The 12,282-nt window shown below is 34.9% G+C and carries 15 protein-coding genes and 1 tRNA gene; 10 read left to right on the top strand and 6 right to left on the bottom strand.

Annotation, left to right across the window (positions count from 1 at the left end; all coding sequences use genetic code 11):
- Positions 1–18 precede the first annotated feature (18 nt).
- Positions 19–456: an ATPase gene (locus tag P0092_RS12815; protein WP_004617762.1), complete on the top strand. Its 438-nt coding sequence runs from the start codon at positions 19–21 to the stop codon at positions 454–456.
- Here P0092_RS12815 and ylbJ read toward each other — a convergent pair.
- The gene (ylbJ, locus tag P0092_RS12810) at positions 448–1,722 is read right to left on the bottom strand and encodes a sporulation integral membrane protein YlbJ (protein WP_242831729.1); all 1,275 of its coding nucleotides are present in this window, start codon (positions 1,720–1,722) and stop codon (positions 448–450) included. The two genes, P0092_RS12815 and ylbJ, sit on opposite strands and share 9 nt — an antisense overlap.
- Before the next feature lie 127 nt (positions 1,723–1,849).
- Positions 1,850–2,914: a branched-chain amino acid aminotransferase gene (locus P0092_RS12805; RefSeq protein ID WP_004617766.1), complete on the bottom strand. Its 1,065-nt coding sequence runs from the start codon at positions 2,912–2,914 to the stop codon at positions 1,850–1,852.
- 251 nt (positions 2,915–3,165) lie between these two features.
- On the opposite strand from P0092_RS12805, the gene P0092_RS12800 reads away from it, so the two are divergent.
- The 7 genes from P0092_RS12800 (at position 3,166) to P0092_RS12770 (ending at position 8,904) form a co-directional block, all read left to right on the top strand.
- Positions 3,166–3,687 (top strand): ECF transporter S component, encoded by a 522-nt coding sequence (locus P0092_RS12800; RefSeq protein WP_004617768.1) that lies wholly within the window; start codon positions 3,166–3,168, stop codon positions 3,685–3,687.
- A 219-nt stretch (positions 3,688–3,906) separates the two neighbouring features.
- Complete coding sequence (pdxR, locus tag P0092_RS12795) at positions 3,907–5,427, top strand: MocR-like pyridoxine biosynthesis transcription factor PdxR (RefSeq protein ID WP_004617770.1); 1,521 nt, start codon at positions 3,907–3,909, stop codon at positions 5,425–5,427.
- Positions 5,428–5,454: 27 nt separating this feature from the next.
- Positions 5,455–6,645 carry an aminotransferase-like domain-containing protein gene (locus P0092_RS12790; RefSeq protein WP_004617772.1) on the top strand — a complete coding sequence of 397 codons (1,191 nt, stop codon included), beginning with the start codon at positions 5,455–5,457 and terminating at the stop codon, positions 6,643–6,645.
- 46 nt (positions 6,646–6,691) lie between these two features.
- Positions 6,692–7,843: an aminotransferase class V-fold PLP-dependent enzyme gene (locus P0092_RS12785; protein ID WP_004617774.1), complete on the top strand. Its 1,152-nt coding sequence runs from the start codon at positions 6,692–6,694 to the stop codon at positions 7,841–7,843.
- A gap of 120 nt (positions 7,844–7,963) precedes the next feature.
- A complete protein-coding gene (locus tag P0092_RS12780; RefSeq protein WP_004617776.1) occupies positions 7,964–8,134 on the top strand; it encodes a hypothetical protein in 171 nt (56 codons plus the stop codon).
- A gap of 351 nt (positions 8,135–8,485) precedes the next feature.
- Positions 8,486–8,716 (top strand): hypothetical protein, encoded by a 231-nt coding sequence (locus tag P0092_RS12775; protein WP_004617779.1) that lies wholly within the window; start codon positions 8,486–8,488, stop codon positions 8,714–8,716.
- A 110-nt stretch (positions 8,717–8,826) separates the two neighbouring features.
- A tRNA-Pro gene (locus P0092_RS12770) sits at positions 8,827–8,904 on the top strand.
- A 106-nt stretch (positions 8,905–9,010) separates the two neighbouring features.
- Here the strand turns inward: P0092_RS12770 and P0092_RS12765 are convergent.
- From P0092_RS12765 to P0092_RS12750, 4 genes are all read right to left on the bottom strand, one after another.
- Positions 9,011–9,244: a hypothetical protein gene (locus P0092_RS12765; RefSeq protein ID WP_040758411.1), complete on the bottom strand. Its 234-nt coding sequence runs from the start codon at positions 9,242–9,244 to the stop codon at positions 9,011–9,013.
- A complete protein-coding gene (locus P0092_RS12760) occupies positions 9,237–9,734 on the bottom strand; it encodes a hypothetical protein (RefSeq protein WP_004617784.1) in 498 nt (165 codons plus the stop codon). The genes P0092_RS12765 and P0092_RS12760 overlap by 8 nt, the downstream gene beginning before the upstream one ends.
- Before the next feature lie 61 nt (positions 9,735–9,795).
- Positions 9,796–10,242, bottom strand: a complete 447-nt coding sequence (locus P0092_RS12755) for a hypothetical protein (protein ID WP_004617785.1) — start codon at positions 10,240–10,242, stop codon at positions 9,796–9,798.
- Positions 10,243–10,308: 66 nt separating this feature from the next.
- Entirely contained in the window at positions 10,309–10,869 is a 561-nt protein-coding gene (locus P0092_RS12750) for a hypothetical protein (protein ID WP_004617787.1), read from the bottom strand.
- Between the two features lie 171 nt (positions 10,870–11,040).
- Here P0092_RS12750 and P0092_RS12745 point away from each other — a divergent pair, with 171 nt between their 5' ends.
- Together P0092_RS12745 and P0092_RS12740 are read left to right on the top strand one after the other, a co-directional pair.
- Positions 11,041–11,589, top strand: a complete 549-nt coding sequence (locus P0092_RS12745) for a flavodoxin family protein (protein ID WP_004617792.1) — start codon at positions 11,041–11,043, stop codon at positions 11,587–11,589.
- 281 nt (positions 11,590–11,870) lie between these two features.
- On the top strand, positions 11,871–12,269 hold the full coding sequence (locus P0092_RS12740; RefSeq protein WP_004617793.1) for a MerR family transcriptional regulator: 399 nt from the start codon (positions 11,871–11,873) through the stop codon (positions 12,267–12,269).
- Positions 12,270–12,282 lie beyond the last annotated feature (13 nt).

Raw genomic sequence — 12,282 nt, 5'->3', positions numbered from 1 at the left:
CCCGGGGAGGTTTATGATATGGAAATTTTAACTATACTGGAAACATTGGAGGAACTTGTTGAGAAAAGTCCAAGTGTACCGTTCTCAGGAAAATGTCTTCTGGATAGGGAAGAAATACTTGAAATAATTAAAGAGATGAGGCTCAAGCTGCCAGACGATATAAAGCAGGCAAAATGGGTTAAGGAAGAACGCCAGAGGATTTTGCTGGAAGCACAGAGGGAAGCCAACAATATAATGAAGGATGCTGAAAATAAAATTGCATCTCTTGTTGACGAGCATGAAATAACCAAAAAAGCTTATGAACAGTCCAACGAAATCATTGCAGCTGCACAGAAAAATGCAAGAGAAGTCAGGTTGGGTGCCAGAGAGTATGCCGACGGTGTTCTAAATAAAGTCGAGGATATACTGTCAGAAGCTGCCGAGGTTATCAGAACCAACAGGGAAGAATTAAAATAAGTTTTTCCTTGACATAAAAGCAGTTGTACATATATAAATAACAGAAATCAGCAGCATTATTACTGATATTATTAAGACAGAATTAAAAGAAGATTGTAATATGCTTTTCCAGTTATCTGGAAATAGCTTTTCTGAATTTGCAAATACAGAAGATGTTTTATGAATGAGGCTGCTGAATAAATTATAACCTATAAAAGTATATACACATGAAATAACTCCTTGAAGGGCTTTGCCAAGAATATAAGGCTTTGCACTTATATCGGAGCCGTTTATTACGCTTAAAACCTGAGCATGTACCGACAGGCCTGCCCAACCTATTATAAGGCTTACCGTACATAGTTTTATAACCAAGTCTGCATTTGCTAAGTTGATAAGGTTTGCGCCGGTAGTTATTTCAAAGAAACCGCAAAAAATTCCTTCCAATAGTTGCGGTCCTATACCCAATTTGCTAAGAAAAGTTGGGGCTGTACTGCAGACCCATCCGCTAAATCCGCTTGAAATCAGAATATTTATTAAAACAGAAAAAAATATAATAAATCCTCCAATGGCGAAGATAGTGGATATAGAGCTTTTTACACATTCACCAAAAAGAGTGTATGGGCTTATATCAGAATTCTTTAACTTTTTGAGCTCAAATCTGATTTTTTGGGACATCTTTAAATAAGGTTTTTGGGTACTTTTCTCAGAACTCTTATAATATCTGAAAATAAACCCTACTGTAAGACAAGCGGCAACATGGCTAATATATAGAAGGTAACCGGCTGCGGGCATATTAAACATTCCCACGGCTACAGCTCCCATAATAAAAAGGGGACCTGAATTATTTGTAAAAGTCAGAAGTCTCTCGGCCTCAGTTTTAGTTATAAGTTCCTGCCGCTTCAAATCGCTTGTGATGGAGGCACCTATTGGATAGCCACTTACAATACCCATAGCAAGAGCAAAAGAGCCACACCCGGGTATATTGAAAATAGGCCGCATTACCGGCTCCATTATAATACCTGCAAACCCAATAAAACCTGAGCGGTTTAGTAATTGAGAAGCGACAAAAAATGGGAAAAGAGAAGGAAAAACCACTTCCAACCACAGGTGGATACCCTTTGAAGCTGAAGAAACAGCCGTCTTAGGAAAAACTATCAGAGCTATAATGAATAATGCAGCACAAAGAGGTAAAAAACTTTTTTTAATATATTGAAAAATTTTACTTTTATTACACAAATAAAAAGTTAATGCAAAAGCAATAAATGATGAAAATATAAAATAATTCATTTCAGATTGATACCGCACTTATTAGAATATCCTTCTCTAATATATACCTGTACCATTTACATTATAACTTCAAATTAAAAAGCCCTTGTAATCATGATCGAAAACAAGAGCTTTTATAATATAATTATTATTTAACTATCTGTGTCCAGCCAAAAGTATCTTCAAGTTCACCACTTTGAATTCCAGTGATTGTATCATATACATTTTGGGCTACAGGTCCAATTTTTCCACCGTTTACAGAAATAACGTTTCCATCCCAGTTAAATTCACCTATAGGTGAAATAACTGCTGCGGTACCGGTACCGAATGCCTCATCCAATTTTCCTGCTGCGTGTGCATCATATAGTTCCTGAATTGTTATTCTGCGTTCAGTAACTTTTATACCTGATTTTCTCAGCATTTCAATAGTTGACATACGAGTTATACCCGGAAGAATTGAGCCTTCAAGGGATGGAGTTATAACTTCTCCGTCTATCTTAAAGAATACATTCATTGTTCCTACTTCTTCAATATATTTCTTTTCAATACCATCCAGCCAGAGAACCTGAGTATATCCTGAATGTTTAGCTTCAACCTGTGCTTTAAGACTTGATGCATAGTTTGCAACTGTTTTTGCAAAGCCCAATCCGCCTTTTACCGCACGTACGTAGTTGCTTTCAACATATATTTTTACAGGATTCATTCCTTCCTTGTAATAAGCTCCAACCGGTGAAAGAATGATTATAAACTTGTAAGTATCAGATGGTCTTACACCCAGATACGGATCTGTTGCAATTATAAACGGACGTATGTACAAAGATGTACCCGGAGCGTCAGGAATCCAGTCTGAATCAACGTTAACCAGTTCTTTAATAGCTTGTACACCAAAGCCCTCGTCGATGCTGGGTATTACAAGTCGTTCGTTAGAACTGTTTACTCTTGCCATATTTTTATCAGGTCTGAAAAGAAGAATATGGCCGTTTTTAGCTTTATATGCTTTTAAGCCTTCAAATATAGCTTGACCATAATGAAGAACCATTGATGCCGGGTCCATTTCTAAAGGAGCGTATGGCACTATTCTCGGGTCATGCCAGCCTTTTCCTTCAGTATAATCCATAATGAACATATGGTCAGTAAAATATGTCCCAAATCCTAAATTGTTCATATCGGGTTTTTGTTTAGGATTTGTAGTTTTGGTAATAGAAATATTCATTTTCGTATTACTCCCTTCTCTATAATTATTAAGCAAAATTTGATATTTTATAAGAAAGTATCAATCAATTTATGTGAAAATTCTAGATTTATTATGCTACTTTTCAATTAAAAAGTCCATAGGAAATGGGAATTTAGTTAAGCACATTGCTAAAATGATGTTAATAAGCAGAATTTTGTGGTATATTTATACAATAATTCAATGTATTATTCATTCTATATCATTATATAATTTACAAGAGGGGGACATATATGAAAAATAATAAAATTGGTATGATTACAAGAACTGCGGTTCTTCTTGCTGTTGTAGTGGCGGTGCAGATGGCCGGAAGAAGCCTTCCGGCATATAATAATTTTATAGTTGGCCCATTGGTCAATATGTGTATATTAGTAGCTGCAATGACAGCAGGGATTGGAGGTGGGATAGCAATTGCCGTGTTATCTCCCTTTACATCACTTATAAACAACCATGCTCCACTGGCAGCCGCACTACTTTTGTATGCTCCCGTAATATCGGTAGCAAACCTTATATTGGTAATAGTATTTTACTTTCTATATAACAAAAACAAATATGCAGGTGTTATTCTAGCTTCTATTTTGAAGTTTGGATTTTTGTACGGTTCTATTAATTTATTCCTTGGTATATTTGAATTTCCTAAGTTTGCTCAAAAACTTTTGGGTATGTTCAGTTGGCCGCAGCTTGTAACAGCCTTGATAGGAGGATTCATTGCAATACCGGTAATTACCAGCTTGAGGAAGGCAAAAATTAATTAGTATAAAGAAATTATTGGGCTGTACCTTTGAAGAGAGACGATTTCAAGGGTACAGCTTTTTCTTTACATGTATAAATTGGCTTGGTGTAAAATGTGCAAATTGGATGTTTTTCTATAATAAATTATGCCTTATAATAAAATTGGATGGTACCAATTTTAAAATTACTTATTACCAGTTATTTACATAAAACATATTGTTAGTTTAAAGGGAGAAGGAAAAATGGATATTACAATAAACAGAGAATCAAAAACTCCTATATACTTGCAGATAAAAAAACAGATAGAGCATCAAATTGTAGTTGGCAAGCTGCCTTCAAATTTTATATTACCTGCTGAAAGGACACTGAGCATGAAACTTGGTGTAAACAGAAGTACAGTTGTTAAAGCGTATATGGAGCTTAAAGCTGACGGTCTGGTCGAATCACGAATAGGTAGTGGAACAGTAGTTCTGGCGTCACTGACAAAGGATGTTACTCAAGAGAAAATGTACATACCGCCAGTGAGGTGGGGACAGTTTGAAAGCAAAAGAGCTGCAAGAGCAGGGGAGCAAACAATAAATAATATATTATCAGTATTTGAAAAAGAAAGAATTATATCTTTTGCATCAGGTATTTCTTCAGAAGACGCTTGTGATATTAATCTCATGAAAAATTTGAACCTTCAGATAATAGAAAAATATAGAGAAAAGCTGTTTATGCCCACTCCCGTTGATGGAAGCACTGAGCTGAAAACCGCAATTAAGGCATATATTCAGGGAAATGGTATTAATGCAGGAACAAAACAAATAATGGTTACATCAGGCTCACAGCAATCTATAGAGTTCTTTGCACGTACGATTATAGATTCGGGAGACGTAGTTCTGGTGGAGGAACCTACTTATATAGGTGCCATACAAGCGTTTGAAAGTTATGATGCAAAGATTATAGGAATACCAATGGATGATGAGGGAATACGGCTGGATATTCTGGAATCCTGTCTTATAAAGTACAGACCGAAATTTCTATATACTCAGCCCAATTTTCATAACCCAACGGGAGTATCCATGAGCTTAGAAAGAAGAAAAGGGCTTCTGAAACTAGCATATTATTATAATTTGCCAATTCTTGAGGATGATCCATATGGTGAGCTATATTACAGTGGCAATCCGTTACCATCTCTGAAAAGCTTGGACAATAACGACTATGTAGTTTACCTTAGCTCATTTTCAAAAACAATTTCATTCAGTCTAAGAGTAGGTTTTGTTGTGGCAAGTGAGAATATTATAAGTCGGTTTATTCAGTTTAAACAGATTACTGATATACAGACAAGTACACTTTCGCAGCTTACAATTAATGAATTTTTAAATGGTGGACATATGGGGCCTCATTTAGATTATTTAAGAAAAATATATAAAAACAAAAGGGATTTGATGCTAAATGAACTAAACAAAGGTAACTTGGACGGTATGGAAATAACCGTCCCGAATGGAGGATATTTTATTTGGCTCAGGCTTCCTGATTATATACGCATGAATGAGTTTGTCAAAGGCTTAGCCGACAAAGGGGTTGTGGTAATGCTGGGGGATATATTTTATCCGGGTTATAGTATTAATGGCAACTATATAAGGCTTAATTTTTCCTATCCCAGTGAAAAGTACATAAAAGAGGGTGTTTCTATTTTAAAGAACTGCATAAAGCAGTACTCCACAGCCAGTTTAAAAAAGAAATATGAATTTAAAGCAGAGATTAATCCATTTATATAAAATTCTTGCTATGAAGGAGGGAATTTCATGCTAAAAGATACATTTGCAAGGAGAGCTCTTACACTTAAATCATCTGAAGTAAGAGAGCTTCTGAAATTAACGGATTCGGAGGATATTATATCCTTTGGGGGTGGTCTCCCGGCGGAGGAGACATTTCCTGTTGAAGAAATGAAAATACTATGTAATGAGGTATTATCAGAAAATGGGGCAAAAACAATGCAATATGCAGTATCAGAAGGATATGACGAACTGCATAAAATTATTGCAGAGCTGATGGGCGAAAAGGGAATTACTGTGGAGCCTTGCGATATTCTGATAACATCAGGCTCACAGCAGGGTTTAGATCTTACTGCTAAGGTTTTTCTGGATGAGGGAGATGTTGTTCTCTGTGAAAGTCCTACTTATTTATCTGCCATAAATGCATTTAATCCATGCTACCCCGAATATATGGAAATTGAAATGGATGAAGAAGGTTTAATTATTGAGGATTTAAAGAAGAAGCTGAACAAAAACAAAAACATAAAAATTTTGTACACTATACCTGACTACCAAAACCCAACGGGAAGGCGAATGAGTCTGGAGCGTCGTAAAGCTCTTATGGATGTTGCCAGTAATTATGACCTGATTATAGTTGAAGACAATCCCTATAGTGAACTTTGCTTTGACGGAAATAACTTTCCTCCTTTAAAAAGCTTTGATACTGAGGGAAGAGTAATATACCTGAGTACTTTCTCAAAAACAGTTTGTCCCGGCTTCAGGGTTGGGTGGGTGAGTGCATCGAAAGAAATATTAAAAAAATATATTCTTCTAAAACAGGGGACAGACCTGCATACTAACTTCTTTACGCAAATGCTTATTGCACGTTATATAGAAAAATACGATATTAAAGCTCATATAAAAGATAATATATTAATTTATAAAAAGAGAAAAGATACAATGCTAGATTCTATAAAGAGATATTTTCCGGAGGGAATATCCTACACAGACCCCCAGGGGGGAATGTTTTTGTGGGTGACTTTACCTCAAATGATATCGAGCAGAGAGCTTCTGGTTAATGCAATGAAAAGAGGAGTGGCATTTGTACAGGGGAGTGCTTTTTATCCGGGAGGGGGACACGAAAATACAATGAGACTCAACTTTTCGGGTCTTACAGAGGAGAAAATTACTAAGGGAGTTAAAATATTGGGAGAGCTTCTTACGGAGGAACTAAAGAAATAATAGTTTCATACATTATAATAAACCATCAAAATAGTTGAGGTATATTATGATTTATATGGATAATGCTGCTACTTCCTTTCCAAAACCTGATGCTGTATATAGCGAAATGGATAAATGTCTGAGAACTTATTGTGCCAATCCGGGCAGAGGGAGTCATACAATGTCTATTGCCAGTGCTACAACTGTGAATACTACTCGTGAACGTATAGCAAAGCTGCTGAAAATAGAGGATAGTCTGAACATTAGTTTTACCAAAAATGCAACAGAGGCTTTAAACATAGCAATTTGCGGAAGCCTTTCATCGGGGGACCATGTTATTACAACTTGTATGGAGCATAATTCGGTGATACGACCCTTAAAAACCCTTGAAAAATACGGTGGAGTTAAGCTGACTATTGTTGGTGCTGACAGTCTTGGACGTGTTGATCCGCAGGATATAAGAAAAAGTATAAATAAGAGAACAAAATTGATTGTGTGTACGCTTTCATCAAACGTTAACGGTATAATCATGCCCGTTGAAGAGATTGGAAAAATAGCACGGAATAATGGCATAAATTATTTGCTGGATGCATCGCAGGGATTGGGAAGTATAGAGTTTGACATAAACCGGATTCATGCGGATATGATTGCATTTCCCGGACATAAAGGTCTTCTGGGTCCTCAGGGAACTGGCGGCTTATATGTGTCACCTAAAATAAGGATGAGGCCGTTAATGAGAGGCGGTACAGGCAGTAGTTCAGAACTGCTGTATCAGCCTGAAATAATGCCCGACAAACTTGAAAGCGGAACTTTAAACACACCGGGTATAGCAGGGCTTGGGGCAGGAGTGGAGTTTATTCAAAAAAATGGTATTGATAAAATTCGTAAAAAAAAGGATGAACTAACTGTCAGACTTTTTAATGGCATAAGTCGTATTAATAATATAAAGATATTCAGTCCAGAAAGTGCTGAAGAAAACAGTGGGATAGTGGCATTTAACTTTGAGGGAGTGGATTCTTCAGAAGTCAGTTATCTGCTTGACAAGCAGTATAAAATTGAATGCAGAGCAGGTCTCCACTGTGCTCCGTTGGCACATTCACATTTTAAGACAGTAAATTCCGGAATTGTCAGATTAAGTGTAGGCTGTTTTAATACAAATGATGAAGTTGACTTTGTAATACAATCAATAAATTTGATTGCAAAAGGTTATCGAAATTAATGAAATTGATTCAAATATTAAAAAAATTAATAATTGAATCAAAATAATTAAATTTTTATAGACAAAAGTATATATATAGGTGTATAATTTACCTATAATAAAGACGGAGGGATAAAGTATATGGATGATAAAACTAAAAGGATTATAACCATAATAGTAGCAATATTTTTGCTGATAACGGCGGTTAGTATAGTCGGATTCATACTAAAACAATTAATACCATTAGCAATTCTTGTTATTGCTGGATATATAGTATATAGATTAGTTGCTAAGAAGGGTAAACATTATTAACCTTGTGTATTTTAATTAAGGTACTACTCAAACTTTAGCCTTGGTTTTAACTAAAGGCTATTTTTTTTGCTATAAAATGCCGATATATTAACTGGAGTATTCAGGATAAGGCGGTCTTAAAATGATACAAAAAGTTTTGAGAATTCATCCGGTTACTAGGGTTCGCATAAATAAAAACAGGACAACTACTAACGTTAAAACAAAGCGAAAGAGTAATGCAAATTTCAAAATTACATTAAAATTAGTTAATAAGAAGTTGAACAACATTAGAATACATTTATTTCCAGTGACAATTGTGGCCTTTCTTGTGGTATACTAGTATTTCATACAAGACTTGAAGGGATGAATATTATGGTAGAATTCTGCAAGTGTGGGTCAATGATTATTAATGGAAGTTGCAGTAACAAACATTGTAGTACAAATTTGGGTAAGCTTTTACAAGCAAAGGCCAAAAAAGCAGGGCGTGCTAAAGCCACAGCAACTGCTGCTGTAATGAGTACAACGCCAAAGGTTAGCAAAGTACCAAAAGCTTCCAAGTGTATTACGTATCATATAAGTGAATTACAACCAAAAGAAGAATAAAAAAAACCGGATTGCAAATATGCATTCCGGTTTTTTTTATTAGGATATAAATTAATATTTTTTAGTATTTACATTCTAAATTTAGTATGCTATAATTAATTTCGCGTTATCGGGATGTAGCTCAGTTTGGCTAGAGTGCTTGCTTGGGGTGCAAGAGGTCGCGTGTTCAAGTCACGTCATTCCGACCATAGTAAATAAGCGGCTTTCAGAAATTGAAAGCCGCTTATTTTTTATAAAAATTACGAAAGTTTTACGAAGATTATTTATTTATCGCAAAAAAATAAGCCTTTCGGCTTATTTAATTTTTCTAAATTTATTGATTTGTATGACTTTTGATTTTTCTCTTTCTACTGATTTCACCTTGATTTTTTCCATTTCATCATCTAGACCTTTAAATACATCATCAATTTTGATCGCAGTCGTTTTTGTATCACTTAACATAGTCCCATATATATCTAATGTGGTCGTTGATTCGTCATGTCCAAGAGCCTCCTGAAGTTCTTTGAGATTCACCCTGCCTTTACTCATGTGTACAAATGTGGTTTATACTCTGTCCTGTAATTGTACCAGAGCTCTTGAAAATGAAGTTAATCTTCTGTTTTTTCTTTGTGCCGAATTCATCCATGGAGTTCCTGTTCATCAGGTTCTTGAGAGTGCCGGTTAATCGTTCAGCAGCTTCGGCCATAAACTTCATGTCCATAGGTGTGTTAATACTCTTGGATACACGTTTCAAAGTCTCTTCCGAAAGTACAGAATCTATTATTTTCTCAACCTCAAGTTCAATTTGCTGCCGCTTGACTGCTAGTTGCTGCTTATTTATTTGGGCAAGAGATTCAATTTCAGTTATTATTTGGACTTTTTGCTCAGTTTCATCATTTACTGTTATAACCGGTGATTGAAGCAGGGGATTAACAGGCAAAAGTTCCGTTTCGAGCGGACTGGGTTCAAAGATATCTATAGAAATCTCCTCTGTTTTTGCAGGTGATTTTATAATTTTGCGAGATTGTTTTGCTACCATAATAACACCACCTTCTTTCGGGCAAGAAAAAAGCACCTTTATAGGTGCCTTAAGTAAAAAACTATATTTTAATAACTAATCTGGATATATAAAATATTAATACTATAAAAGATATAACCGTAAGTGATATAGTTGAAATTCTCAAAATTAAATTTATGCTCCAAGGAGTCATCTTTTTATATTCACTTGCTAACCAAACTGGTAATTCAGAATCATCTATCTTAAATTCACTAATCCAAGTTTTTAAAAGTTTAAGATAATGTGATTGCCAATATTTATAACTTATTTGAATCATTTGCAAAACAATGCCTAGAACAAACAATAAAGTAAATACGATTGTATTTATTAAGCTTGCCTTAAATACATTTATGTTATTTGAAAGCATAACAGAAACAATTAAAGTAAAAAATCCATAATAAGACAATACCAAGGTTATTTGTATTTGCTCTATAGTTCTTAAATCTTCTCTAACTTCTGATATCAAGGCTAATTTCAAATCTTTTTCCATAAATTATTCCTCCTTTTATCAAGCTAATTCTATAAAAGGAATTATATTCCTGCAATAATATGCAAATTATTTTAAATTTGGACGTCTATCTATAAATTTCTGATAAGCAATAAAACGGGCTTGCCTATAAAATATTTTCATATGCGGAGCTGATTTATTCGCATTATTAATAACCGTGACCTTTGAAAACTTCATGAGTTCAACAATATCTTTGGTTATGAGTGGCTTCTTATCTTTCTTGAGCATTCCACTTTGATAATCAATAAAAGGGATAAGTCGTATCAATGATAGTGTTTCAGCACCCGTAAGTCGAAACGAGATCTTGTTCAAAGCTTCGGGATAGACCTTAATAAAATCATTCTCTGGTTTCCAAAGAAAATGACCTTCCGGGGTAGTATCAACATCTTCATCCTCAGATTCTTCTTGATAATTTGGGGATGATGTATTGATAACTTCGAATTTTGATTGTCTCTTTGATTTATCTTCTCCTGTTCTTAACTTATCGTTGATTCCAAAATAAACCCCGGACATGTCTATCCCTTGATTTCTTAGTCGGGTTCCAGTATTTGAATATTCTGAAAGTATTTTGTCTTTATTAGATAGAGCATCATTTACAGATTCACTCAAAATAATCACCACCAAAAGGTACACAAAATAAGAATAGGTAAACTGTGCTTTACATATTTTTTTCTGGAATATGCTATTTGCAAGCGGTTGAAGGCTGCTTTTTATATCTAAATATGGTATTATAAATTTACAATACCATATAGGCAAACAGCAATTTGAGGAGGTCTATTGATGAATGTTTTATTGATAAACTGTAGCCCTGTAAAAAATGGTGCCACAGCCGAAATAATAAACGTAGTCAACTCATTATTGGAAGCAAAATTTGATATTAGAAACATTTGTATTGATGACTATGAAATAAAGTTTTGTAAAGGATGCCGGGTATGTCATAAAACAGCAGAATGCATACAAAATGATGATGCTCTAAATGTCGTCAAAGAATTTTGTTGGGCTGATATTATTATTTCAGTAGCACCTTCTTATTGGGCCGATATCCCGGGACAATTTAAATCATTTATAGACAGATGCACCCCTTGGTGTAATACACACGAGCCACATGCAATAATTGGTCATGGGAAAAAGGGATATAGTATTGCATTGAGAACGGGACCGAGTATAAAGGAGTGTAATAGAATAATAGAAAGCATAGAACACTTTTATGGACACTTAGAAATAGTACCAAAGAATAGTTTGGGACTCTGTTCTATCGAGTATAAAGGTGATATTGAAAACAGAAAAAACCAAATAGAAAAATTCTGTAATATAATCATGAATGATTAACTCTAAAAATTTCAAGTGCTTGAACTCAAGAAAATCCGTTCTGTTTATAAATCTTTTTTCCACTGTTAATTCAGGTAAGATAGACGTTTTCAGATTTTATTAGAAAACGTCTGTCTTTATTTTTTACCCATATTTTACCCTTATTCTGAATTTTCACATTTCCTCATGCGATTTTTGTTTAATTGAAAGCTTAGAAGATTTACATAACTTTCATTTTCTGTTGACTCCATCGTTGCGTCGTACTTTATAATGGTTATAGAAAATGGTTACGGAGGCAAAATATGAGCGAACTTATAAAAATACGTGAAATGTCAATAAAATATGATATTTCTGCACGTGCATTGAAGTATTATGAAGATATGGGGCTGATATCCAGCACCCGAAGTGAAGATTATGCCTATAGAATGTATGATGAGGCTGCCGTAAAACGGTTGGAGCAGATATTGACGTTGCGAAAACTGAACATAAGCATAAAAGATATCCGGCGTATATTTGACGCACCGGATTCTGAGGTAGTACTGGAGGTTATGGGGAACAAAGTTGATGTCATTGACGAAGAGGTATCGCTTCTGCACGAGTTGAAGTCTATTGTGTTGGAATTTATAAAGCAAATCAAAAAATCCGATTTTGCGAAGGATGCGGATGTGAAGCTGCTTTACGAAAAGGCTCAAGAGATTTAAGGACATCTTGTAA

This window comes from Ruminiclostridium papyrosolvens DSM 2782 (assembly GCF_029318685.1).
In the GTDB taxonomy this organism is placed as follows: Bacteria; Bacillota; Clostridia; order Acetivibrionales; family DSM-1351; genus Ruminiclostridium; species Ruminiclostridium papyrosolvens.
The sequence above is the reverse complement of the archived record's forward strand: the minus strand, read 5'-3'. Positions and strand labels throughout refer to the sequence as shown.